24 protein-coding genes are annotated in these 24652 nt (G+C 33.1%); 8 read left to right on the top strand and 16 right to left on the bottom strand.

The annotated features are described in order from the left end of the window. Nucleotides 1–13: 13 nt before the first annotated feature. Entirely contained in the window at nucleotides 14–652 is a 639-nt protein-coding gene (locus AAC084_RS06200) for an LON peptidase substrate-binding domain-containing protein (RefSeq protein WP_339838346.1), read from the bottom strand. Between the two features lie 151 nt (nucleotides 653–803). On the opposite strand from AAC084_RS06200, the gene lysA reads away from it, so the two are divergent. From lysA to AAC084_RS06185, 3 genes are all read left to right on the top strand, one after another. After that, nucleotides 804–2042 (top strand): diaminopimelate decarboxylase, encoded by a 1239-nt coding sequence (gene lysA, locus AAC084_RS06195; RefSeq protein WP_339838343.1) that lies wholly within the window; start codon nucleotides 804–806, stop codon nucleotides 2040–2042. 59 nt (nucleotides 2043–2101) lie between these two features. After that, a complete protein-coding gene (locus tag AAC084_RS06190; protein WP_339838341.1) occupies nucleotides 2102–2638 on the top strand; it encodes a DUF255 domain-containing protein in 537 nt (178 codons plus the stop codon). Between the two features lie 172 nt (nucleotides 2639–2810). Next, nucleotides 2811–5381, top strand: a complete 2571-nt coding sequence (locus tag AAC084_RS06185) for a M1 family aminopeptidase (protein ID WP_339838338.1) — start codon at nucleotides 2811–2813, stop codon at nucleotides 5379–5381. 135 nt (nucleotides 5382–5516) lie between these two features. On the opposite strand, the gene AAC084_RS06180 is transcribed toward AAC084_RS06185, so the two are convergent. From AAC084_RS06180 to AAC084_RS06150, 7 genes are all read right to left on the bottom strand, one after another. Next, on the bottom strand, nucleotides 5517–7199 hold the full coding sequence (locus AAC084_RS06180) for a hypothetical protein (protein ID WP_339838336.1): 1683 nt from the start codon (nucleotides 7197–7199) through the stop codon (nucleotides 5517–5519). A 123-nt stretch (nucleotides 7200–7322) separates the two neighbouring features. After that, the gene (gene guaB / locus AAC084_RS06175; protein WP_339838506.1) at nucleotides 7323–8795 is read right to left on the bottom strand and encodes an IMP dehydrogenase; all 1473 of its coding nucleotides are present in this window, start codon (nucleotides 8793–8795) and stop codon (nucleotides 7323–7325) included. Nucleotides 8796–8834: 39 nt separating this feature from the next. Then, complete coding sequence (locus AAC084_RS06170; protein ID WP_339838333.1) at nucleotides 8835–9347, bottom strand: hypothetical protein; 513 nt, start codon at nucleotides 9345–9347, stop codon at nucleotides 8835–8837. Next, on the bottom strand, nucleotides 9347–9883 hold the full coding sequence (locus tag AAC084_RS06165; protein ID WP_339838331.1) for an FMN-binding protein: 537 nt from the start codon (nucleotides 9881–9883) through the stop codon (nucleotides 9347–9349). Before AAC084_RS06165 ends, AAC084_RS06170 begins: the two co-directional genes overlap by 1 nt. 23 nt (nucleotides 9884–9906) lie before the next feature. Continuing rightward, nucleotides 9907–11085, bottom strand: a complete 1179-nt coding sequence (locus AAC084_RS06160; RefSeq protein WP_339838328.1) for a hypothetical protein — start codon at nucleotides 11083–11085, stop codon at nucleotides 9907–9909. 156 nt (nucleotides 11086–11241) lie between these two features. After that, a complete protein-coding gene (locus tag AAC084_RS06155) occupies nucleotides 11242–12111 on the bottom strand; it encodes a hydroxymethylglutaryl-CoA lyase (RefSeq protein WP_339838326.1) in 870 nt (289 codons plus the stop codon). 53 nt (nucleotides 12112–12164) lie between these two features. Beyond that, nucleotides 12165–12785, bottom strand: a complete 621-nt coding sequence (locus AAC084_RS06150; RefSeq protein WP_339838323.1) for a LysE family translocator — start codon at nucleotides 12783–12785, stop codon at nucleotides 12165–12167. A 177-nt stretch (nucleotides 12786–12962) separates the two neighbouring features. Here AAC084_RS06150 and AAC084_RS06145 point away from each other — a divergent pair, with 177 nt between their 5' ends. Further along, nucleotides 12963–13280, top strand: coding sequence for a Dabb family protein (locus tag AAC084_RS06145; protein ID WP_339838503.1), 318 nt, complete (start codon nucleotides 12963–12965; stop codon nucleotides 13278–13280). Nucleotides 13281–13423: 143 nt separating this feature from the next. Here the strand turns inward: AAC084_RS06145 and AAC084_RS06140 are convergent, their stop codons facing one another. Both AAC084_RS06140 and AAC084_RS06135 read right to left on the bottom strand, forming a co-directional pair. Next, nucleotides 13424–14467, bottom strand: a complete 1044-nt coding sequence (locus AAC084_RS06140) for a quinone-dependent dihydroorotate dehydrogenase (protein WP_339838321.1) — start codon at nucleotides 14465–14467, stop codon at nucleotides 13424–13426. A 58-nt stretch (nucleotides 14468–14525) separates the two neighbouring features. Then, on the bottom strand, nucleotides 14526–14978 hold the full coding sequence (locus AAC084_RS06135) for a hypothetical protein (protein WP_339838318.1): 453 nt from the start codon (nucleotides 14976–14978) through the stop codon (nucleotides 14526–14528). 69 nt (nucleotides 14979–15047) lie between these two features. On the opposite strand from AAC084_RS06135, the gene pepT reads away from it, so the two are divergent. Together pepT and AAC084_RS06125 are read left to right on the top strand one after the other, a co-directional pair. Further along, nucleotides 15048–16271 (top strand): peptidase T, encoded by a 1224-nt coding sequence (gene pepT, locus AAC084_RS06130; protein ID WP_339838315.1) that lies wholly within the window; start codon nucleotides 15048–15050, stop codon nucleotides 16269–16271. Nucleotides 16272–16275: 4 nt separating this feature from the next. Next, on the top strand, nucleotides 16276–16875 hold the full coding sequence (locus tag AAC084_RS06125) for a DUF1801 domain-containing protein (RefSeq protein WP_339838312.1): 600 nt from the start codon (nucleotides 16276–16278) through the stop codon (nucleotides 16873–16875). A gap of 13 nt (nucleotides 16876–16888) precedes the next feature. Here the strand turns inward: AAC084_RS06125 and AAC084_RS06120 are convergent, their stop codons facing one another. The 4 genes from AAC084_RS06120 to nusB all read right to left on the bottom strand — a co-directional run bounded on the left by AAC084_RS06120 (nucleotide 16889) and on the right by nusB (nucleotide 20070). Further along, entirely contained in the window at nucleotides 16889–18238 is a 1350-nt protein-coding gene (locus AAC084_RS06120) for a Gfo/Idh/MocA family oxidoreductase (protein ID WP_339838309.1), read from the bottom strand. Between the two features lie 93 nt (nucleotides 18239–18331). Beyond that, a complete protein-coding gene (gene yajC, locus AAC084_RS06115; RefSeq protein ID WP_339838305.1) occupies nucleotides 18332–18616 on the bottom strand; it encodes a preprotein translocase subunit YajC in 285 nt (94 codons plus the stop codon). A gap of 24 nt (nucleotides 18617–18640) precedes the next feature. Next, complete coding sequence (locus AAC084_RS06110) at nucleotides 18641–19111, bottom strand: DUF1573 domain-containing protein (RefSeq protein WP_339838302.1); 471 nt, start codon at nucleotides 19109–19111, stop codon at nucleotides 18641–18643. A gap of 44 nt (nucleotides 19112–19155) precedes the next feature. After that, the gene (gene nusB / locus AAC084_RS06105; protein ID WP_339838299.1) at nucleotides 19156–20070 is read right to left on the bottom strand and encodes a transcription antitermination factor NusB; all 915 of its coding nucleotides are present in this window, start codon (nucleotides 20068–20070) and stop codon (nucleotides 19156–19158) included. A gap of 205 nt (nucleotides 20071–20275) precedes the next feature. Between nusB and AAC084_RS06100 the strand changes: the two genes are divergently transcribed. Next, on the top strand, nucleotides 20276–22027 hold the full coding sequence (locus AAC084_RS06100; RefSeq protein WP_339838297.1) for an ABC transporter ATP-binding protein: 1752 nt from the start codon (nucleotides 20276–20278) through the stop codon (nucleotides 22025–22027). Nucleotides 22028–22092: 65 nt separating this feature from the next. Then, nucleotides 22093–22476 carry a PUR family DNA/RNA-binding protein gene (locus AAC084_RS06095; protein ID WP_339838294.1) on the top strand — a complete coding sequence of 128 codons (384 nt, stop codon included), beginning with the start codon at nucleotides 22093–22095 and terminating at the stop codon, nucleotides 22474–22476. 201 nt (nucleotides 22477–22677) lie between these two features. Here the strand turns inward: AAC084_RS06095 and AAC084_RS06090 are convergent, their stop codons facing one another. After that, nucleotides 22678–23733 (bottom strand): lysophospholipid acyltransferase family protein, encoded by a 1056-nt coding sequence (locus tag AAC084_RS06090; RefSeq protein WP_339838292.1) that lies wholly within the window; start codon nucleotides 23731–23733, stop codon nucleotides 22678–22680. After that, complete coding sequence (locus tag AAC084_RS06085) at nucleotides 23730–24650, bottom strand: bile acid:sodium symporter family protein (protein WP_339838289.1); 921 nt, start codon at nucleotides 24648–24650, stop codon at nucleotides 23730–23732. The genes AAC084_RS06090 and AAC084_RS06085 overlap by 4 nt, the downstream gene beginning before the upstream one ends. Between the last annotated feature and the right edge of the window lie 2 nt (nucleotides 24651–24652).

The following is a 24652-nucleotide window of genomic DNA, read 5'->3' as shown; positions in this document are numbered from 1 at the left end:
GTGCATTTAATACTTACATTTTAAGATTTTTAAAATCTAGAGGGTCAAAATTCTTAAAATGTCCATTTAGCTCTATCGTTTTCTTTGTTCTTTCTACCTCCGCCAAAACCGTAATTGTTGACGTTAAATGTAAGCTCAAGAAATTAAGACGATCATTTTCTGTAGGTATCTGAAGAAGTTGATATTCTTGTTCGAATGATAGTCCTATTTTGTGCGCCAATGTAAAACTATTGAATTCGTCTACATTGATTTCTTTAAGAGGAATTTCCATTAAAGTATACAACTGATGAATACCATTTATAATAATTTGCTTTTTTTCTATGGGTGCCTCATAATCATAATCAATCAACTTTACAATTCCACCAGCATATAGTTTACCAGGAATAATATTCTCGAAAGCCAAAAGTTTGAAGACTTGCCGTGCAACACATACCACATCCATTTCACCACTATCATAAGTACTTACTACTTCTACCAACTGTACTTCAACACCATAATCCATTTTATTGTTTATAAAGACCGGAATACCAAAGGTAATAGCTTCCTCTCTGCAATCATTTATCAATTGCTTATAACGATCCTCAAAAACATGAAGTGGTACTGTTTCACCAGGAAAAAATATCGACTGCAGTGGAAATAAAGGTATTTTCATTTTATAAAATTACAAAGGACTTTACATTGTGCCAAAACAAATAAAATATGAATTTGTTTCAAATATCACATTTTGTTATTTTTATTGTTTTTATGTGATTATTTTTGTTCCTGTCCAATTAGAAAAGTAACTTTGACCAAAATTGTATAGTATGAAAAATGAGGATTTATTGCAAATAGCAAAAACCTTTGGTGATCCAGTTTATGTTTATGACTCTGAAAAAATAATTTCTCAATTCAATAGATTGACAAAAGCATTTGGTTCGGTGAAAAAATTAAAACTAAACTATGCCGCAAAAGCACTTTCTAATATTACTATTCTTAGATTAATGAACAGTCTTGGTAGTGGTTTAGATACCGTTTCTATACAAGAAGTACAATTAGGTCTATTGGCAGGCTTTAAGCCAGAATCTATCATATTTACACCTAATGGCGTTTCTCTTGAAGAAATTGAGGAAGCATCTAAACTAGGTGTGCGCATCAACATTGATAATTTATCTATATTAGAACAGTTTGGTAGCAAGCACCCTAATATACCCGTTTGTATACGAATTAACCCACATGTAATGGCTGGTGGTAATTCTAATATTTCAGTAGGTCATATCGATTCAAAATTCGGAATCAGTATTCATCAGATTCCACATTTGCTTCGTATTGTAGAATTAACCAAAATGAATATTAATGGTATTCATATGCATACTGGAAGTGATATTTTAGATATCGATGTATTCCTTTATGCTTCTGAAATCTTATTTGATACGGCCCGAAATTTTAAAAATCTTGATTTTATCGATTTCGGTAGTGGCTTTAAAGTTCCTTATAAAGAAGGCGATATTGAAACCAACGTTGAAGAGTTGGGTAAAAAATTGAGCACTCGTTTCAATGAGTTTTGTAAAGAATATGGCAAAGATTTGACTTTGGCATTTGAGCCTGGTAAATTTTTGGTAAGTGAAGCAGGAGTTTTTCTTGCTAAAGTAAATGTTGTTAAACAGACAACCTCAACAGTATTCGCAAGTGTAGATTCTGGTTTCAATCATTTGATAAGACCAATGCTTTATGGAGCTACACATAGTATAAGTAACATATCTAACTCAGCTGGTAGAGAACGCTACTATTCTATTGTTGGCTACATCTGTGAGACAGATACATTTGCTAGTAATAAAAGAATAAATGAAATTACCGAAGGTGATATTCTTTGCTTTAAAAATGCAGGAGCGTATTGCTTTACCATGGCAAGTAACTACAACTCTAGATTTAGACCCCCTGAAGTTCTTTGGCATAAAGGAAAGGCAATTCTAATTCGTGAGCGTGAAACTTTTGATGATTTAATACGCAATCAAGTGGATATTAAAGATTTGTTCGCTGTTAAAGAAATTGCCAAAGTGAAATAAAGAAAGTAAAAATGCGTTAGTTTTGATATTATTATTGGACTAATATCTCAAAAAAATATATGAAATCGCATTCGCTTTATATTTTAAAAACAGTTTTATCTATTGCCTTCATACTTTTTTCGAGCATTATATTTGCTCAAGAGGTAAATTGGCTTTCTTGGAATGAAGCTACCGAATTGGTAGCATCAGATAAAAATCCAAAAAAAGTTTTTATAGATGTCTATACCGATTGGTGTGGATGGTGTAAGAAAATGGACAAGGATACCTTTCAAAATCCAGAAGTTGCTGCCTACATGGCAGAAAACTATTATATGGTTAAGTTTGATGGCGAAGGTAAAGAACCTATTGAGTATAAAGGAAAGATATATAAATTCATCCCTTCTGGAAGAAAAGGATATCATGAATTTGCGGCTGCCTTAATGCAAGGTCGTTTAAGCTACCCTACTACAATTTTCTTGGATGAAGAATTAAATATGCTTTCACCGGTACCGGGATATCAAAAACCAGAACCGTTCATGGAAATAGCTCGTTATTTTGGAGATAACATCTACAAAGAAAAAGATTGGAAAGCGTATGCTGGCGAAGCTGGTAAATAAACCACAAGTTTATCATTAACTTCACACGTACTTCACTTACAAAATAAAACAATACATTTTGGTTACTCTTCTCTTGAGTAACCAATTTTTTTTATTTAGAGTTAATTCAAACTTTAAATTGGAAAGAAATTTCCATTAAAGTACTTTCACTTCAACATATAATCACCAACATATGAAGAAGGTATTTTACTTTTTTTTCTGGATTTCCGTAATTATCTCTTGTAACAATAACCCACAAGCTACCAAAGACATAAAGTCTGGCGTTTCTTTAGGAATGGCAACCAATAGGAGCTCTCGAATTTCTAACGTACATTACAATCTTAGTTTTCAGATTCCCGAAGAACAGAAAAACCCCATACATTCTAAATTAATTTTAGATTTCAATTTAGACCAGTCCAACGAAGCTATTTATTTAGATTTCAAGGAAGAAACTGATAAAATAAAATCGGTAGCCATCAATGATAATTCTGTTGGCATTAAGCATATTAATGAGCACATTGTTTTATCAAAAGAGCATTTAAAAAAGGGACAAAATTCAGTTACCATAGAATTTATTGCTGGGGAACTTTCCTTGAATAGAAATAAGGATTACCTCTACACTTTACTAGTACCAGACCGTGCTAGAACATTATTCCCCTGTTTTGACCAACCTAACATAAAAGGAGTTTATACGTTAAGTATAACAGCCCCTAACGACTGGAAAGTGCTATGCGGTACTATAGAGGTTAATAAAATACAACAAGAAGAATATACAAAACACGACTTTGGCGAATCTGATCAAATGAGCACATATCTTTTTTCATTTGTCGCAGGCAAATTTGAATCGGCAACCCAAAAACCGTCAAATTTGGAAATGACGATGTTGTACCGAGAAACCGATTCTACAAAAATTAACTACAGTACCGATTCCATTTTTAACCTACATCAGCAATCATTATCCTTTCTAGAAAATTACACCGCATATCCTTTTCCTTTTCAAAAAATGGATTTTGCTGCAATACCGGGTTTTCAATATGGAGGCATGGAACATGTTGGTGCCATTCAATATAGAGAAAGCTCTCTTTTTTTAGATGAGAGCGCTACTGCAAATCAAAAATTAAGCCGTGCAAAATTGATTGCTCATGAAACATCTCATATGTGGTTTGGCGATTTAGTAACCATGAATTGGTTTAATGATGTATGGATGAAAGAAGTATTTGCAAATTTCATGGCAGATAAAATCATGAATCCCGCCTTTCCTAACATAGACCATCAATTAGCTTTTATGATTACCCACTACCCCAATGCCTATGGTGAAGACAGAACTCTTGGTACGAATCCCATAAGACAGGACTTAGAAAACCTCAACAATGCAGGTTCATTGTACGGAAGTATCATTTATAATAAAGCACCTATAATGATGCGACAGCTTGAGACCGTTTTAGGAAAGGAAGCATTTAAAAGTGGCATACAAGAGTATATAACTTCTTTTGCCTATAAAAATGCTGTTTGGGATGAACTCATAGAAATTCTTGACAAAAAATCATCGACTGATATTGCAGCTTGGAGCAATGTTTGGGTCAATAATTCTAGTAGACCTATTTTTAAAGACTCCATAAAATATGATGCAAATAATAAGATAAGTTCATTTGAATTATTTCAGAAAGCCGAAGATGGCAGTGAAAATATTTGGCCACAGACTTTCGAAATTCTATTCGTTTACCCTAAAGAAACCAAAACGTTTACCGTAAATATGCTTGATAATAAGTTTCATTTAAAAGAAACTATTGGTTTACCTAAACCTAAAGCTATTATCTATAATTCAAATGCAGAAGGTTATGGGGTATTTCCAATTCAAGCAGAACCTTTAGACATAATTACTAACCTCAGTGACCAAGTTGCACGTGGCTATACGTATATAAATGTATTTGAAAATATGCTAAACGGAGAGGTTGCACCTTCATCTGCTTTAAAATTATTTTTAAAGGGACTAAACAATGAAAGGAATGAATTATTGATTGGGCTTATTTCTAGATACACCACTACCCTATATTGGAAATATCTAACTGATGAACAACGCCTATTTTATCAAAAAGAAATTACCAATCAAGTCTGGACTAAATTGCAAGAAAAAATTCCTGCCAATATTAAAAAGACCTTGTTCTCTACTTTTTCATCTATTGGTTATACAGATAAATCTCTTCAACGATTATACGACATATGTACAAAGAATATAAAGATTGAGGATTTAAAACTAAATGATGATGACTATATCGAATTAGCAATGGATTTGGCATTGTATGGACACCCTGATAGCGAAAACATTTTAGTTACAGCTGAAAAGTCAATATCAAATCAGGATAAATTAAAACGTTTTAAGTTTTTACTTCCGTCACTTTCGAATGACTTACAAACGAGAACCAACTTTTTTAAATCTCTTAGTAAAGAAGAAAACAGGGCTAAAGAATCATGGGTAGCGAATGCTATGAATAATTTGAATCAACAAGAATCAATTGAATATTTAAGAACAAGTCTTGATTTATTGGATGAAATTCAAAAAACAGGTGATATCTTTTTCCCAAAACGATGGTTAAGTAGCACCATAGGAAATTACACCGCACAGGAAGCGAATGAAATATTACAAACGTTCCTTAGTGAAAATCCAGATTTAAACCCATCCTTAAAATCAAAAGTGTTACAAGCATCAGACGATTTAAGAAGAGTCCAAATTTTGCAAAAACAACTGGACACTTCTGTGAACTGATATTTTAAGACATAAAAAAAGAGGTCTATGATAGACCTCTTTTTTTATGTCTTAGATTATTCTATCTATTATTTATCGGCTTTTTTTTAATTCCAACATTCAAGGTCAAACTAAATAGAAACTATTTAAGCTAAATTAATCAACTTCTAAAGTCACAATAGCCCAGTCATCAGGAAAATATTGATTACTACCATCATATGCGTTGTAATTAGACTTAGTTTTAACTAAAACATAAAATTCGCTACCACTAGTATTAAAAAACCCAAAATGACCTTCAGAATCATAAAAATCTGAATGTTCCTCATCATCATTCTTCAAAAAACCGGGTAAAACAATTTGAGATCGAAACGTTAAAAACTCCGAATCATATACATTAACAACATTACCAGGTATTTTAGGCCAGCCATCTCCAGTTTCTAAAATTGCATACAATTTATCTTTTTCCGTATGCACATCCATAGTTGCAATCATTTGATTACCATCTAATACCCCATCATATTTCATATCAGTATTCTGGTCATTAGTTGCGTCGAATACGTTTCTACTTTTTGCGAACAGTTTATCTCCACTTTCATTAATCCAAATATTACCGGCGAAATCAAAATCTCCGTGGTATGGGGAATCATATAAAAAGACGCCTACCCCATTGGTAATATCATATTTCATAAAATCTGAAGGAGATAATCCATTATTGGCCACATATAGGTAATCACCAGATGGATGTAATTTCGCTTTAGAATTATAATACCCCCAGCCTTCACTTAGTGTTTCCATTCCAGTTTCTAAAGAAACACAACGAAACTCTGAACCTTGATAATCTTTTTGAAAAACATAGACCCAATTATTTGAAGCCAATACAATGTCATTTGCATCGCAAGTAACTTCATAAAATTGAGCAAGCTGCATATTTTGAATATCGATATAAGAAATACGGCCGTTGTGGCCAACAGCAGCATATTTACCATCTTGAGCAATAGCCACACAATTAGGTACCATGTTGAGACTAAGACTACTTATCTCGCCATTTTTCGGGTCATACTTTTTAATTTCATTTGGGGAAGTAGAAACGAATATCAAAATATCATTTACACGATCGTACTCGGCATCGACTATAGAGCCATCTATTAAAAGTTTTTCTTCTTTGAAATAATCAATATTAATATTCTGCTCTATAGTCTGTTCTAAATCACTCTTTACATTTATAATAAAATCAGAAATATCTGAAGTTAAAACTTGCCTATTTAAACTTGCTTTAACCAAAACAAATGCTCCATTAGTTAAATTACCAGAAGAAGGTTCATATGTTATGAAAGAATTAGTATTCTGAATTTCCCAATTGAGTGAAGGACCGTTATTGTTTGATATCTCAAATTCTAATTCATTATCAAAATAGCCAAAATCAAGAGTATTTTTTGATATATTCATGTTGGCGGCCAAAACTTCATAGGTAACAAGTAGAGATACAGAATTAGCACCTACAGCCGATATAACTAAAGTGCCCGTATACTCACCTGGAACAAGGTTAGAAACAGCTATAACCTCTAACTCTAGACTATGACCTTCAGATACTTTAGCTTCACTATCATTAAAGCCTAAGCTAAACCAATCGGGTATTTCAATAAAATCAATAGTATATTCTCCTTTACCCGATAAAGAAATCACTATTGATCCATGCCCATTTTCATTCAAGACAATACTATTCTCTGAAATTTGCAATTGAACCTCAGAACTATCGTCCTCAGTGGTACAACTTAATGGAATTAGAAAAATAAAAAAGAGAAGAAAAAAGCGAACAACGACAGAATTATTTGTCATCATATTCAATGGAGAATTTCATTAGAGAAATCCACAAAATCCATCAAATATAATTTAAAAACAAATACAAAATACAATTGTTTCTAACACAGAGTAGTTACTATAACTACCACTTATTTTTTCTGTTTAGCGACTATAATTAGGACTCTCCTTAGTAATAGTCACATCATGCGGGTGGCTTTCATTAATGCCACTTGCGGTAATTTTCACAAATCTACCAGTATCTTGTAATGTTGCTATATCCTTAGCACCACAATATCCCATACCTGCTCTTAAACCACCTACAAATTGATGAATACTTTCGAATAAATCTCCTTTATAAGGTACACGACCAACAATTCCTTCCGGAACTAATTTTTTAATATCATCCTCAACATCTTGAAAGTAACGATCCTTACTACCTTGTTTCATGGCTTCTACAGAGCCCATACCTCTATATGATTTAAACTTTCTTCCTTCATATATAATAGTTTCTCCTGGAGATTCTTTTGTGCCTGCCAAAAGGGATCCTAACATTACGGTATCTGCACCAGCAGCAATCGCCTTAGGTATATCACCTGTATAACGAATTCCACCATCGGCAATAACAGGAACTCCACTACCTTTTATGGCAGCAGCTACTTCTAGTACCGCAGAAAATTGTGGAAAACCTACTCCTGCAACTACTCTTGTCGTACATATTGAACCTGGTCCGATACCAACCTTTACTGCATCGGCACCAGCTTCTACCAAATATTTAGCCGCCTCACCTGTTGCTATATTACCAACGATAACATCTAAATCCGGAAATTTACTTTTAACAGCTTTCAATACTGCAACTACTCCTTTTGTATGTCCATGGGCAGTATCAATTACCACAGCGTCAACACCCGCATTTACAAGGGCGGTTGCCCTATCAACTGCATCTGCAGTAACACCTAATGCTGCAGCTACACGTAATCGTCCGTATTGATCCTTATTGGCACTAGGTTTTTGAGTTAGTTTTGTAATATCTCTAAAAGTTATTAAACCTACCAACTTATAATTCTTATCAACTACGGGTAGCTTTTCAATTTTATGTTCTTGTAGAATATCTTCAGCTTCAGATAAAGAAGTACCTTCTGCAGCTGTTACCAAATTCTCTGAGGTCATAACTTCAGCAATTGGTCGTTCGTTATTTTTTTCGAAACGTAAATCTCTATTCGTTACTATACCCAACAACTTACCTTTATCGTCTACGATAGGAATTCCTCCAATGCTATACTCCTTCATGTAGGCCTTAGCATCTTTCACTTTAGAATTTAGAGGTAATGTAACTGGATCTAAAATCATTCCGCTTTCAGCTCTTTTTACTTTTCTAACCTTTAAGGCTTGTTGCTCTATTGACATGTTTTTATGCAACACACCAATACCACCTTCTTGCGCCATGGCAATAGCCATTCTCGATTCTGTAACCGTATCCATAGCTGCGGATATAATCGGAACATTGATGGTAATATTTCTTGTGAATTTAGTTTGGATGTTCACTTCTCTAGGAAGCACATCTGAAAAGGCAGGTACCAATAATACATCGTCGTACGTTAGACCTTCTCCTAGAATTTTATTTTGGTGGGCTTGCATAGCAATTAAGGATTTAATTGCGTGCAAATATAGTGAATTTTATTGGTTAAAATTATTCGGATGTTGATTCGAAAATGTTAATTGGTACAGTACGATTAACGCAGAAGTAGTATACGTAAATGTCATTAAAATACCAGATACTATTACTACATATTTAAACCAATTTACGCCCAACCATAGGAAATAAATTCCCCCAAAGGTGAGCAAAACAGATAAAAATGGTTCTACTGTCAAGAAGAGTTTAAGTTTTACAGGTAGTTTGGTAAACCAAACTAAAACACCTAGCAAGAAAAAGATGAAAGACATAGACAGTATGTGGGTATGAATAATAGTCAACATTTGTCTTTTACTTTTCTTAAACTTCATGACTTCAGCATTCTCATCTAATTCATTTCCTAAATAATTTTCTTCAATACCATTAGCTGATGTGGTACTGGTTTCAGAGACAAATAATAAACCGGTATAATACCCTATGGAAAGTATAATTACAAAAGCGCCAATAAAAACTCTAACGGGTTTTGGAAGTTTCGATAAAAGACCGTTAATTTCCATTATAGTGCTTTATGTTCTTTCAATATGGAGATGGATTGTAAAAGGTCGTCTATGGCATTGGTCATTGATCGCACAGAAATAGTAGCTCCAGCAATACCATCTATATTACTTTCATGATTTACACGGTCACCTGGTATTTTGCCATTAAATTGTCTTAGCCAACGCTTACTACCAATTTCCCCCCCATATTCCTCACGATAGATTAAAACCTTAGAGTGCAATATCTTAAAATTATTATCTAACAAAATCATGTAATCAAAATTAGCAGTTTTACTTGGTGCCTGTTCTACAAAAATATAACCAATGGAGCTTTTACCATCAAATACTCTAAATAGATTGTCTTCATTAATTTTACTTGGCAATTCTAATTGATTATTATTTGATATTGAAATACCCTCCATGGTAAAAGAGTCGATACCAAAATAAGATGATACTTCTTTATCAACCTTCTTTTGAATATTCTTTGGAAGACCAAAACCCAACAATAGAAAAAATGTTACTAAACCCAATATGTATATCCCTAATGTGCACTTCATAAAACACAATCTTTTTCAATCAATTAAAACCAAACTCCGATACCAAAATTAAGTCTATCTTTTACATCATCACCATCTAACGCATTACTTCTAAATTGATAATCTCCTTTTAATACTACCCCTGGCGCAATATGATATGTTAAACCACTAGTTACATCAGTTCTATCGTATGCTTCATTTCTTACCAAATTACCATCTGTACTGGCATGAGTATCATATTGTTCATATCTAGTGAAGATGAATAATTTTTGTTCCTTTTCAACTGGAAGCAAATTATAGGCCCCTTCAACATAAAAACCACGCAAGGCACTACCTAAATCTCTTCCTGTAGCATTATTATAATCTTCCGTATCAGATAATGAAGCATTTATAAATTGACCTCTTGCCGTAAAACGCTGATACGCATAACGTGCATCGAGACCAATCATCGCAATACCAATATTTGCACCGTCAATAGTTTCGATATCATCTTCTGCTTGAGTTTTTCCAAAATAAGTCGAAAGCCCCACACGCAGACCGGGTATACCATAATAATCAAGTTTTGTAGATAAAGTAGGACTGTCAATTGTTGACTGAATTGCCTTTTGACGACCACCACGCAAACCACTAGAGCCTCCTAAAAACCCAGATAAACCACCCGAACCATCTGCTTCAGTTGATTTAAAACCGTTAAAAACATAAGCTTGATATCCTAAATTTAAATTATTAAATCGACCCGCAACTCCAATACCGATTTCACGCCATGTAGTCGGTACAACAGCATTATCCATACCAGGTCGTTCAGTACCATTAAACGTTGTAGGCTCATGAAATTCATTAACAATACCCATAGGCACTAACATTAAACCACCACGTAAACTTATATTGTTTCCAACTGAATAATTAATAAATGCTTGCTCGACAAATATTTCATTCACGTGTTCAAGCTCTACTTCTGTAACAAATTGGGTTTTATCATTAAATCGGTATCCAAAAAGAAGAACCATTCGTTGAACATCTAACTCGCCATTATCTCCTTCAGGTTGATTGTATAGCATTTCGGCATATGCCCCTACCGTTACCGCAGATGCATAATTACCAGACATTAAACGCTGAGCCGCATTAAGTTGAGTTTGTGGAACTAAGGTTATAGAATCTGTTTTTGTTTGTGCATTTACAAAACCTATTGTTAGTATAAATACTAAAAGAAAAGCGTACTTCATGATACTATTAATTTTATTTGGACTCGTTATAGATGAATTTGTTAACGGAATGCAAATTTAAAATCAATATGAACATGAGCAAATTTTATTTGTACTAAATCTAAATAAACTTAATTATTCGATAATAATATTAATAAAACTATCAAGACAGTACCCCTAATGGTATTTAGAAAATAGTTCGGTAGCCTTGTTGTAAGATGCTTCAAAAGCCATCCAATTAACACCAGTTTCTATTTTTTCAGATGTAAAATAAGATAACATTTTCTCTGTAGGCATATTACCTGTTAAATCATCTTTAGCCATAGGACAGCCACCGAAACCTTGAATAGCTCCATCAAATCGTCGACAACCAGAAGTATACGCAGCAGCAATTTTTTCATGCCATTTCGTTGGTGTAGTATGTAAGTGAGCGCCAAACTCTATATTTGGATATTTCGGAATCAGATTTGAAAATAGATAGGAAATGGTTTCTGGATCCGAAGAACCTACTGTATCTGACAATGACAATATTTTAGCACCCATTTTCGCCAATCTTTCTGTCCATTCCCCTACAATTTCAACATTCCAAGGATCACCGTACGGGTTACCAAACCCCATCGAAATATACGTTACTACTTCTTTATTGGCTGCATCTGCCAAATTAAAAATTTCTTGTAACGTTTCTACAGATTGAGCTATCGTTTTATGGGTGTTTCGCATTTGAAAATTTTCAGAAATAGAAAAAGGAAATCCTAAATACTCTATTTCTGAATGTGAAACCGCATCTTCTGCCCCTCTTACATTCGCAACAATAGCTAATAATTTCGTTTTCGTCTTCGATAGGTCTAGATTAGAAAGAACCTCTGCCGTATCGACCATTTGCGGGATTGCTTTAGGAGATACAAAACTTCCAAAATCTAAGGTATTAAAGCCACAACCCAATAATGACTGTATATACCTTACTTTTTCATCTGTAGGTATAAAATCCTTTATGCCTTGCATAGCATCTCTAGGACATTCTATTATTTTTATTTTGGAATCGGACATTATGTAAAAATACGAACTCAAATTAAGTAAGACTTAATTAAACAACAAATAAGCTATCCGAAAAGCAAAAAAATAGCTATCCCTATAAAGACAATTATTTGAACCCATTTAAGAACGAATCCTGTTCTTTTATTACCTACTAAAAAATCTGAAATACTACCAGATAGAAGTGCTATACTGCCAAATACTATAGAAGAGATAATGATAAATAATAGGCCTAAAACATAGAATTGAATAATTGTACTTATACTATCAGAGAATAAAAAACCCGGAAAAAAGGCAAGAAAGAAAATTGTCACCTTTGGGTTTAAAACATTCATAATAAAGCCCTGCCGAAATAATGTACTTAAACTATTAACCTGTTTATTTTCAGTTTCAATAGAAATAGAATCATCAGCTCTATAAACCGAAATTGCTAAATATAAGAGGTAAACCGCACCAAAAATTTTAATGACAGTAAATATGATGGGATTATCTTTTATAACCGCCGAAACACCAAAAGCCAATAAAGTTGTATGAACCAAACACCCGGTCATTAGACCTACTACTACCGCAAGTCCAAATTTTCTTCCATTACTGATACTCTGTATGAGAACAAAAATATTATCGGGCCCTGGCGAAAGTGCCAAAGCAAACGTTGCTATTGAAAATGCCAGCAAGATTTCGTAATTCAATTGGCTAATTGGTTGGTTTAGGATGTAAAGTACAAATTACCTGTATTTACACCTATTTTTAATATCTTGTTTAAAATTAATAAAATCATGAAAATTAAAGCACTCGTTCTTTTAATCAGTATTTCGTTCATGGCAAATGCTTTTGCCTCATCAAATGAAATAACAAATTCACCAGTAATGATACAGACCGATAGCCTTTTAAGGCACGTAGTTCTTTTTAAATTTAAAGAAGGAACCACAAAAGCACAAATAAAAGAAGTCGAAGACGCCTTTAGCGCATTACCTTCTAAAATTGAACAAATAAAAGGATATGAATGGGGACTAAACAATAGCCCAGAAGGATTAGAAAAAGGTTTTACTCATGCATTTTTTCTCACTTTTGAAAGTGAAGAAGACCGTGCAATTTATTTACCTCACCCAGACCATAAAGCTTTTGGTGCAGTCTTAACTCCATATTTAGATGATGTTTTAGTAATTGATTATTGGACAAAGTAAAAACCAGTAGCATTTTACACCTAAAAATTCAAAAGCCTTTGTACAACTAATACGTACAAAGGCTTATATTTTAATTACAACTGAGGTTAATTTACTAGTATAACTCTACACTTGTAAAGAGTACTTTCTACTCTAGCTTATTTTTAACTACTATATTTTTCTAATATTGCCTTATTAATTTTCTTTACCAATACAGGTCCTTTGTACACAAAGCCTGTCCATAACTGAATTAAATCAGCACCTGCTTCTAATTTTTCAATAGCATCTTCTGCAGAATGAATACCGCCTACCCCTATAATAGGAAAGGATTTATTACTTTTCTCTGCTAAGAACCTTATCACCTCAGTACTTCTGTTCTTTAAAGGCGCACCACTTAGTCCACCTGCTTCTTCAATTAAAAGCGCATGAGATTTTAAATTTTCCCTTGATATAGTTGTGTTTGTAGCAATAACCCCATCAATTTTAGTAGTATCAACAATTTCAATAATATCTAATAATTGACTATCAGTTAAATCCGGTGCTATTTTCAGCAGAATTGGTTTGCGAATAGTTTTCTTTCTTACACTAAGTTTAGAATTTTCTAATTGTAACTCATTTAATAACGCCATTAACGGCTCTTTATCTTGTAACTCACGTAAACCCGGTGTATTTGGCGAACTTACATTAACCACAAAATAATCTACATGGTCAAATAGGGCATCAAAACAAATTAAGTAATCTTTAATAGCTTCATTATTCGGAGTTAACTTATTCTTCCCAATATTTCCACCTATTAAAACTTTATGTTCTTTTTTTAATTTTTCAGCTGCCTCAAAAACACCATGGTTATTGAAACCCATTCGATTAATAATAGCGTGATCTGCTTTTAAACGAAATAGTCTTTTCTTCGGATTTCCATCTTGTGGTTTTGGAGTTAATGTACCTATCTCTACAAAACCAAATCCGAAATCTGACAATTCGTTATAAAGCACCGCATTCTTATCGAACCCTGCTGCCAACCCAACTGGATTTTTGAATTTCAATCCAAATAACTCACGTTCCAAGCGTTTATCCTCTATTAGAAACATAGATTTCAAAAGTCCAGATAGTCCAATCTTAGATAAAAATTTGATAGAAGAAAAACTTATGTGATGAACTCTTTCTGGGTCGAAAAGAAACAAAATAGGTCTAATAAGAAGCCTGTACATTTATATATTTTAGATGCGCAAAAATACAAAAGTGTAATTGAAAATGGTGCGCAATACTCTATCTGTTTTCGATACTAGTACTATCGGCGTATACAGTTGGGATTATGATAAAAGGAGAACGAGAAGCTTCTTTGCATAGATTCCGATATAATTCATATTGTTTTAAATTAAACAAAGTCAACATTCTTTTGTCAATCATGGTTTGAACTCTAGCCATACTATCCATCACACTTTTATATTTATCCGCTAATTGACTTAACTCTTTAACGTTGCTCTGTGGGTGTCGATTTTTCACATTTTGCAATTCATTATTCAATAAATCGTTTCGATATTTTAATTCAGCACTAAAACTGACTAATTTTTCATGTTGCATCTCATTCAACTGAAAGACATCAGAAATTATTGAATCATTGGTAAGACCTACACCAAGAATACAATCTGCTTGTGCAAACACGCCATTAAAAAATAAAAAGGAACTAAACACTGCCAACAATCTAAATATCTTCATCATCAAATTTATAGAATCTTACATTTACTAAATTACGATTTATAACCCTATTTTTGATAAAATCGTTTTACTATGCAGCATATCATTGATCGTTTTATAAGTTATGTTACTATTGACACACAAAGTGATCCATCATCAGAGACCACCCCAAGCACCGAAAAACAATGGAATCTAGCTAATAAATTGGCAGAAGAACTTCGTTCAATAGGTTTAATAGATGTATCTATAGATGATAATGCGTATATAATGGCAACGTTACCATCTAACGTAGCATACGAAGTACCTACTATCGGATTTATTTCTCATTTTGATACTTCTCCCGATTTTTCTGGTACAAATGTAAAGCCGAACATTATTAAAAATTATGATGGCAAGGATATCGTACTGAATAAGGAAAAAAACATTATTCTATCTTCTTCCTATTTTCACGACCTATTACAATACATAGGACAAACATTAATTACCACGGATGGGACTACCCTACTAGGAGCTGATGATAAAGCAGGAATTACTGAAATTGTAACCGCAATGGAGTATTTGGTGAATCATCCAGAAATAAAACACGGTACTATACGCATTGGTTTTACCCCAGATGAAGAAATTGGTAGAGGTGCCCACAAATTCGATGTAGAAAAATTCGGAGCTGAATGGGCATATACTATGGATGGAAGTCAGATTGGAGAATTGGAATATGAAAATTTCAACGCTGCTGGTGCTAAAATAACTATACAGGGTAAAAGCGTACACCCTGGATATGCAAAAGGTAAAATGGTCAATGCAATACTTATTGCCAATAAATTTATTGGTGAATTACCACAACACGAAATACCAGAAGAAACAGATGGTAGAGATGGCTTTTTTCATGTACATACTATAAATGGTGAAATCGAAAACGCGACGATTGAATTAATTGTAAGGGATCACGACTTGCAACGATTTAATGAACGAAAAGAATTATTAAAAGTATTAGTTAAAAAGTTCAACCATCAATATGATGATTGTATTTCCATAGAGTTAAAGGACCAATATTTTAACATGAAAGAAAAAATAGAACCGGTATACCACATTGTAGAAATAGCCAAAAAAGCTATGGAAGATATTGGAGTAAAACCGATAATTAAACCCATTAGAGGAGGAACAGACGGCTCACAATTGAGTTATATGGGACTGCCGTGCCCTAATATATTTGCTGGGGGCCACAATTTTCATGGTAAATATGAATATGTACCAGTAGAAAGTATGCAGAAAGCAATAGAGGTTATTGTTCGAATTTGTGAATTAACCGCACACCAATAAAGTTTTGGACAAAGACGAGAAAATAAAAAATTTTTTTAATGAAGAACACACATTTAAAAATGAAGTTGTTCTATTAAGGCAGTTGGCCTTAAAATGTAAATTATCAGAAACCTTTAAATGGAGCTTTCCGACATACACTTTCCAAAATAAAAATATTATTGCCATTTGTAAATTCAAATCCCATTTTGGCATTTGGTTTTTTAATGGCGTCTTTTTAAGTGATCCAAAAAAAGTTCTAGAAAATTCCCAAGAAGGCAAAACCAAAGCAATGCGGCATTGGAGATTTAAATCGCTAGCGGAAATAAACAATACAGAAGTATGTGCCTATATCTTAGAGGCTATCGAGAATCAAAAGAAAGGATTACAAATTTCTATTTCAAAAAAACCGAAAGAAATAATAATTATACCACCGCACTTATCGTTAGAATTTAAACAGAATGAATCACTTGAAAATGCCTTTCAAAAACTCACATACTCAGAACAAAAAGAGTATACTGAATACATAAATTCTGCAAAACAAGAGAAAACGAAATTAACTCGACTAAATAAAATAGTACCTTTAATATTAAACGGTTACGGTCTTAATGATCTTTACCGAAAATAAATTTTATCTGAATTTATAAGGTAGGAAGTTTCCAGCCATTATGGTAATTGGCTTTTAAAAATTGATTAGCCTCTTCATTCTTAAATTTACCTGATTTTTCATCCCAATAAATTCTATTCCCTGTTTTGAATGCTACGTTACCCATATGTGAAACCAATGCGGCATCATACCCCACTTTTATGGGTGCATTCAATAAAGAATTATCTCTGTTTTTAACGGCCTCAATAAAATTTTTGGTATGTAAATCTAAACCGCTTAAACCTCCGTTATCATAAGATACGGCTTCCATTTTAGGGATGCCATCTTTACCCCAACCTTGAAATTCCTTTTCGGGTATCACCTCCCATCCACCTCTATCTAATACTAAAGTTCCATTATTACCGATAAAAGCTATACCATGGTTTCTACCGTAATTACCTCCATCAATACCTGTTGCATGTTCCCAAAGAATAGAGAATCCGTCATATTCGTAAACGGTTTGTAAAGTATCTGGAGTTTCAGAGGCATCATTAGGGTAAGCAAATTTACCCCCTAATGCCATAACAGATTTCGGAGTTTCAGCTTTCATACCATAAAGGGCATAATCCATTAAATGTACTCCCCAGTCTGTCATTAATCCGCCAGCATAATCCCAAAACCATCTAAAATCAAAATGAAATCTATTTGAATTAAATTGTCTATCTGGTGCCGGACCTAACCACATTTTATAATCAACACCGTTTGGTGTCTGTGAATCTGGGACTATTGGCACTGGTTTCATCCAACCTTGATACGCCCAAGCTTTTGCCAGTCTTATTTCACCAAGAGCACCGGAGTGTACAAATTTAATGGCATCTACAAAATGGGGCTGGCTACGTTGCCATTGCCCTATCTGAACCATCCTATCTCTCGATTGTACAAAATCTAACATTATATTTGCCTCTTGCACAGAATTCGCGATTGGCTTCTCACAATAAACATCTTTACCGGCCTGTAAAGAATCTGTGAGTTGTAAACAATGCCAATGATCCGGCGTACCTATTATAATTACATCAATGTCTTTATTCTCTAATAACTTTCTATAATCACCATACCATTTTGGCTTCTTTATACCTGCTTTTTCTAAGTCGGCAGTTCTAGCTTGTAAAACATTTTCATCAACGTCACAAAGCGCAATTACATTGATTTCACTCATTTTAAGAAAGGAAGATAAATCGGAAAAACCCATTCCGTTACATCCAACCAAACCAACATTAATTGTATCATTCGGTCCTACTTTTTTCCGCATCATAGATAATAGTTCCATCGGAAACATAAATGAAGCTCCAGTCATTACTAATCCTGCTGTTCCTTTTCTAATAAAACTTCTTCTATTTTGTAGCATGGCGATTATTTAGTTTTACTAAATATACCGATTTTAGTCAAAAGAAAACACCGATGTTTCCATCGGTGTTCTATTATATAAGATTTGAAAAATTTATTTTTCTGGAGCGTTTAACTTAGTGCTCATTTCCATGGATATGGCAGATCTATCAAATTTTAATTTTCCTGCCATTGTTTCCAATATACAAGAAAAATCTTTCTCATTTAAATCTACGACCTTACCGTGCAGACCACTTTTAGTAATAACACGATCACCACGTTTTAATTCTGCTGAAAATTTCTTTTCATCCTTTTGTCTTTTCATTTGAGGTCGAATCATAAAAAAATATGCGACCACAAAAATCAAAATCATCGGAAGAAACTGCCCTATATCACCCATTTTTGGTATATCTGTAATTTATAATTATTTAACAGGTCCTAGTGGAGCTGCGCCTTTTGGATTAACAAAAGCTTTGATTCTCAAAAGTTCTGAACCTTTTTCAGTATTCGCTGTAACTGTAATTGTTTTAGTTACTTGATTTTGACCTGAACCATTAAAATTCACTTTCAACTCACCAGTTTCACCAGGAGCAATAGGGTCTTTTGGTGGATTAGGTACTGTACAACCACAACTACTTTTTGCATCTGTAATAATAAGTGGAGCGTTACCTGTATTGGTAAACAGAAAAACCGTTTCCTGAGGCGTTCCTTGCTCTATTGTTCCAAAATCGTGTTCTGCCTTCTCAAAAGACATTACCGGTACTGCTTTTGCAGCTTCATCTCTTACAGCAGCTTCAGTTACGTTATCCGTTTTAATTTTACTTGATGCATTATCCTTGCAAGAAGTAAAGGCTACCATTGATACTAAACCAACAATTAGAACTATTTTTTTCATACTATTATTATTTAATCAATTAAATGTAAAATTATAAAATATTTTTATAATAGACCCCTACCCATTTTGTTAAGCTTTCCTTCTGCTTTATATTCTTTGGTAAGTTTATCTAAAATACCATTTATAAATATGCTACTCTTTGGGGTTGAATACTCCTTAGCTATCTCTAAATACTCATTGATAGTTACTCTTTCTGGTATTGAAGGGAAGTGTAGCAACTCGCAGATGGCCATTTTCAATAGAATACTATCTATCTCTGCAATACGGTCTTTGTCCCAATTTGGTGTTTTACCCTCAATTTCTTTTTCTAATTCTTCATTTTTCAATAAAGTTCTTGAAAGAAGTTTCAATGCATATTGCATATCATCATCATCTTTCAATAAATTTGGTAGAAAATAAGATTCTGGATGTACTTGTTTAGCTTTTTTCAAATGCTTTAGCACAAAGGTATTTACAATAGGAAAATCGTCTACCCACGTTAATTTATCGTCTTCGAAATAGTCGTAAATTTTTTCATTGGGGGCAATAATTGTCTTAAACAGTGTCATCACCAATTCTTTGTCAGCAGCATAATCACTTTCTGGTTTAGACATGTAAGATTCATATACTTCACTAGCTATAATTTCTTTATAGATAAGTTTCACATACTCCTCATTTAAATACCAATTGTCCAATTTTCTATGGGTAATTTCTTCAGCTAACATTTTATTGTCTACAATCTGTAACAATAATCTGTTTTGAATAAATTTGTTAGGATTTGGGAATTCTTGCTTTTTATCGGAAATATATTTATTAGCCGAAAGAGAAATTTGTTCTGCAGCCTTTTTCTGAATTTCGACAAAAAGACTTAACCACAACAAATAAAGCGTATAGGTATTCTCTATGCTTACCTTTAAAAACTTCTCTTGTTTTTGCAAGGAATCATCCTTGGATTGAATTAGTGCGTAAATGCTTTGCATTACTTTAACCCTAATGTGCCTTCTTGTAAGCATTTTAAAGAACTTTTTTAATAAATTATTAATTAAAGCCGCAAAGGTAAGTATCTATTTAAAGGGTCACAATAGCAATCGTATTTATCTTAGCTTATTTATAACATATGGTTTTAGGGCAAAAAACTATCTTTGAACAAAGAATATATATAATCTTCTTTTTTTTGAACAACCTATGAAAGAACTTAAGCACCTAAATAAATACTTCAAGAAATATCGGCTTAAACTTTTTCTAGGAATCATTATTACCATTGTGGCCAGACTTTTTCAATTGGTAATGCCTTCTTATGTCAATAAATCTATTTCTGTTGTTGAAAAGTTTATTGCTGCTGAAATAGCAAAATCAACAGCACAAGAACTACTATTAAACTACATCTTAATTATAGTGGGTGCTGCTTTATTATCTGGCTTTTTCACTTTTTTAATGCGGCAGACTATTATCAATATTTCAAGATATATTGAATATGATCTTAAAAATGAAATTTTTGATCACTATCAGAAATTAAGTCTGAACTTCTATAAAAAGAATAGAACAGGCGATTTAATGAATAGAATAAGTGAAGATGTAAATGAGGTTCGAATGTATGCTGGCCCTGCAATAATGTATGGCATACAAACACTTACTTTATTCGCATGTTTAATTCCTTTAATGTTTATTAAAGCTCCAACTTTAGCTGCATATACCTTATTACCATTACCTATTTTATCTGTATTGATTTATCAAATCAGTAAAGTCATTCATAAAAGAAGTACAATCGTTCAGCAATATTTATCCACCTTATCAACTTTTACACAAGAAGTATTTTCAGGGGTTACCGTTATTAAAGCGTATGCTTTAGAACCACAGACGAATGATGAATTAAGAACTCTTGCCATTGACGGAAAAGAAAAGAGTGTTAGTCTCGCAAAAATAAATGCTTGGTTCTTTCCTCTTATGATTTTGTTGATTGGGATTAGTAATATTCTGGTCATTTACATTGGCGGCAAACAATATCTTGCGGGTGAAATAAGTGTTGGCCTTATTGCAGAATTCATTCTATATGTGAATATGCTTACTTGGCCAGTTGCTATTGTAGGTTGGTTAACATCTATTGTTCAACGGGCCGCCGCGAGCCAAGAAAGAATTAATGAATTTTTAAACGTTGCACCTGAATTAAAAAATACCCCGACCCATGATCATAAGATTAAAGGCAAAATAGAGTTCAAAAATGTTGGCTTTACTTATGAAGATACAGAAATTACGGCACTGACTAATCTTTCTTTTACTATAAATGAGGGTGAAACAATAGCTATTCTGGGTAAAACTGGATCAGGCAAATCGACTATTTTAGATTTAGTTGCTCGATTATATGACACCACCTCTGGTGAAATATTGATTGATGACGAACCAATAAAAGATTTTGACCTTACTAATTTAAGGGAATCTATAGGTGCAGTACCACAAGATGCCTTTTTGTTTTCCGATAGTATTAAGAACAATATAAAATTTGGCAAAGAAAATGCAACTGATCAAGAGATAATTGACATTGCTAAGGATGCCGTAGTTCATGAAAATATCATGGGCTTTTCTAAAAAATATGACACTGTATTAGGAGAAAGGGGAATTACTTTGAGTGGTGGACAAAAACAACGAGTCTCGATTGCTCGTGCACTAATTAAAAATCCTAAAATATATTTGTTCGATGATTGTCTTTCTGCTGTTGATACAGAAACAGAAGAAGAAATCTTGAATAATCTTAAAAAAGCTTCTAAGAATAGAACTACGCTTATTGTAAGTCACCGAGTTTCATCTGCTAAAAATGCTGACAAAATACTTGTTTTACAAGATGGAAGACTAATTCAAGAAGGAACACATGAGGAATTAAATAGTAAGGATGGCTATTATAAAGAGCTTTACCGTAAACAGCTTTCAGAGAAAGAAAATTAGAAAATTGTTGTCAGATAGCGTTTTTTTTTCCATTTTTGATAGTATAACGACACTAAACATAAGAAATGAGCGAAAGAGATTTATCAGATCAGGAAGAAATTCACTCCAAAGTTTTACGCGCTGGCAGAAGGACTTATTTTTTTGATGTAAGAAGTACCAAAGCAGGTGATTATTATCTAACGATAACTGAAAGCAAGAAATTCACGCACGATGATGGATCTTTCCATTATAAAAAACACAAAATTTATCTATACAAAGAAGATTTTGAAGCCTTTAAGGAGAATGTGGAAGAAATGATGGATTTCATCATTAATGAAAAAGGTTCTGAAGTAATATCTGAAAGACATCAAAAAGATTTCAAAAAAGAAGAAACAGAAATCGAACCAGAAGTTGAGAAAACTTCTACAGGAACCTCAAGTTTTACAGATGTAAGCTTTGAGGACATCTAATCTAAGAATATTTTAAAATAAAAAACGATCCTTAATATTAAGGATCGTTTTTTATTTCCCAACATAGCCTTCATATATTAAATACAATTCTAAAGACAAATCAACATACAAACAGCAAACTATCGCTGAAGACTATTTATTTAAAAAAAGTGATAATTTTAAGTAAAACAAAATGGAGATACTTTTACCATTGATTTTCTATCATAAACCGAATTTAGCTAATAGTAAATTTAGAACCAAAAGTAAACATACCGCAAAAAGTGCTATTCCCATATTCAGAGATAACGATATGGTAATAAAAATAAGCAGTAAGTAAACTGGAAAGAAGATTAAACCAAATGCGAATCTAAAAGTACCCATAAATTCATCTTCAGGCACTTTTGGTTTCAACCATAATCGCCATAGAAGAACGATAGGAAAATTTAATCCGACAAAGATTATTTTTAGAAAGTTATACTCCTTTGCTTCCACTTTCGGCAATGACTCAACTGTATCAACAACATTTTCGTTGATGTATGATTGAATCTTATCATTTACTAACTCAGGATTTAAAAAACTAATTTTCTCATACGCCAGCCTATTAATTGTAGCATCATAATCTATTTTCTTTGGAATATGAGTGGTAAGCTTTTTTAAACTTGAAGAAACTTTGTTTTTTATTGTTCGGCTTGATTTATTGACATCTTCCGCATCATATAAGCTTTTGGCGGATATAGGCTTTCCAAAATGGACTGAGACTTCATCGGGGAAATTAACTGCATTCTTATAATTTAACCCCACAGGAATCAATTGAATATCCAAATTAGGATTAAGCTCAAAACTTCTCAAAATTATTCTTGTAAACCCCTTACTAAGTGTTCTAACCCTACGTTGAAGATTATGATTCGCTTCTGGAAAAATAACTAGTGCCTCTCCCCTATTTAATATTTCAGAACAGGTATCAAAAATGAAATTATTATTAACCAGCGTTTCTCTACCATCTCTCATTCTGTAGATGGGTAACATTCTAAAATAGGAAAATACACGATTTAACAAAGAGCTAGAAAATACATCTGAACGAGTTAAAAAATATGGTTTTCGTCGACAATCAGTTGCAATTAATAAAACATCAATCAATGCACTTTGATGATTGGGGAGAAAAATAACAGGTTTATCCTCAGAAATATTCTCAAGTCCTGTAATTTCTATTTTTTTGTGATAGGTATAGAGTCCCGTCTTTACAATAAGTTTAACTATGGTATATACAAAACCGCTCAAGCTATTGTTTCTTTAGTGCTAAGTTTACCAGTCCAAAACGCTGCCAAAATGAGTCCAGATACTATATGCCATATTCCCCAGAAAGCAGCAAGTAGTGCCATACCACCTAATCCATCAAAAAAAGTGAAAATCAATAATAAGCCTAAGCCAGAATTCTGTATTCCCGTTTCAATGGTGATAGACTTAACACTATCTTCCTGTAATCGAAATAATTTACCAACACTATATCCTGTTGAAAAAGCAATAAGATTATGAATTAAAACAATCCAAAAAACATAAATAATATAATCCATAAAAATTACACGATTATTATACAATGCAATAAATACCAAAAATATAAAGAAGAGCAATGAAACCACTTTTAAATTCTTAGCCAGTCTTTTAGCTAGAGTTGGTCTATAGTAATTCACGTACATACCTAAAACCAAAGGCAAACCCAAAAGTAGCGATACGAGTTTAATCATTTCGAAAGGTGAAATTGAAATATCTTGTATTAAACTCGAGCTTGGCGCATAGAGCATTGACCAGAAATGAAAATTTAATGGGGTCATTACTATCGCCAAAAGTGTTGCTATAGCGGTTAGGCTAACAGATAAGGCTGTATTTGCTTTAGAAAGATAAGAGATGAAATTAGAAATATTACCACCTGGGCAGGCAGCTACCATAAACATACCCAAGGCAATGCTTGGTAAGGGTTCTATAAAAACGATCAAAAGATAAGTTACCGCCGGAAGTAAAATAAATTGACTAAATAGGCCAAGTATTAGTGCTTTTGGCTTTACCCATAATGGCTTAAAATCATTAATTGAAATTTCTAAAGCGACACCGAACATAACCAAACCCAATACAAGATTCATAACCCATAGGGAACCTGTATCAAAATTAATATGAACGTTATCTAAAAGGTTTTCAGTCAATA

It is taken from the genome of uncultured Maribacter sp. (assembly GCF_963977385.1).
GTDB lineage: Bacteria > Bacteroidota > Bacteroidia > Flavobacteriales > Flavobacteriaceae > Maribacter.
Note: the sequence above shows the minus strand (reverse complement) of the source record. Positions and strands in the feature narration are given on the sequence as shown.

Excerpts from the sequence above, each read along its gene's own strand:
- AAC084_RS06200 (WP_339838346.1), bottom strand. The coding sequence starts at position 652 with ATGAAAATACCTTTATTTCCACTGCAGTCGATATTTTTTCCTGGTGAA.
- lysA (WP_339838343.1), top strand. The coding sequence starts at position 804 with ATGAAAAATGAGGATTTATTGCAAATAGCAAAAACCTTTGGTGATCCA.
- AAC084_RS06190 (WP_339838341.1), top strand. The coding sequence starts at position 2,102 with ATGAAATCGCATTCGCTTTATATTTTAAAAACAGTTTTATCTATTGCC.
- AAC084_RS06185 (WP_339838338.1), top strand. The coding sequence starts at position 2,811 with ATGAAGAAGGTATTTTACTTTTTTTTCTGGATTTCCGTAATTATCTCT.
- AAC084_RS06180 (WP_339838336.1), bottom strand. The coding sequence starts at position 7,199 with ATGATGACAAATAATTCTGTCGTTGTTCGCTTTTTTCTTCTCTTTTTT.
- guaB (WP_339838506.1), bottom strand. The coding sequence starts at position 8,795 with ATGCAAGCCCACCAAAATAAAATTCTAGGAGAAGGTCTAACGTACGAC.
- AAC084_RS06170 (WP_339838333.1), bottom strand. The coding sequence starts at position 9,347 with ATGGAAATTAACGGTCTTTTATCGAAACTTCCAAAACCCGTTAGAGTT.
- AAC084_RS06165 (WP_339838331.1), bottom strand. The coding sequence starts at position 9,883 with ATGAAGTGCACATTAGGGATATACATATTGGGTTTAGTAACATTTTTT.
- AAC084_RS06160 (WP_339838328.1), bottom strand. The coding sequence starts at position 11,085 with ATGAAGTACGCTTTTCTTTTAGTATTTATACTAACAATAGGTTTTGTA.
- AAC084_RS06155 (WP_339838326.1), bottom strand. The coding sequence starts at position 12,111 with ATGTCCGATTCCAAAATAAAAATAATAGAATGTCCTAGAGATGCTATG.
- AAC084_RS06145 (WP_339838503.1), top strand. The coding sequence starts at position 12,963 with ATGATACAGACCGATAGCCTTTTAAGGCACGTAGTTCTTTTTAAATTT.
- AAC084_RS06140 (WP_339838321.1), bottom strand. The coding sequence starts at position 14,467 with ATGTACAGGCTTCTTATTAGACCTATTTTGTTTCTTTTCGACCCAGAA.
- AAC084_RS06135 (WP_339838318.1), bottom strand. The coding sequence starts at position 14,978 with ATGATGAAGATATTTAGATTGTTGGCAGTGTTTAGTTCCTTTTTATTT.
- pepT (WP_339838315.1), top strand. The coding sequence starts at position 15,048 with ATGCAGCATATCATTGATCGTTTTATAAGTTATGTTACTATTGACACA.
- AAC084_RS06120 (WP_339838309.1), bottom strand. The coding sequence starts at position 18,238 with ATGCTACAAAATAGAAGAAGTTTTATTAGAAAAGGAACAGCAGGATTA.
- yajC (WP_339838305.1), bottom strand. The coding sequence starts at position 18,616 with ATGGGTGATATAGGGCAGTTTCTTCCGATGATTTTGATTTTTGTGGTC.
- AAC084_RS06110 (WP_339838302.1), bottom strand. The coding sequence starts at position 19,111 with ATGAAAAAAATAGTTCTAATTGTTGGTTTAGTATCAATGGTAGCCTTT.
- nusB (WP_339838299.1), bottom strand. The coding sequence starts at position 20,070 with ATGCAAAGCATTTACGCACTAATTCAATCCAAGGATGATTCCTTGCAA.
- AAC084_RS06100 (WP_339838297.1), top strand. The coding sequence starts at position 20,276 with ATGAAAGAACTTAAGCACCTAAATAAATACTTCAAGAAATATCGGCTT.
- AAC084_RS06095 (WP_339838294.1), top strand. The coding sequence starts at position 22,093 with ATGAGCGAAAGAGATTTATCAGATCAGGAAGAAATTCACTCCAAAGTT.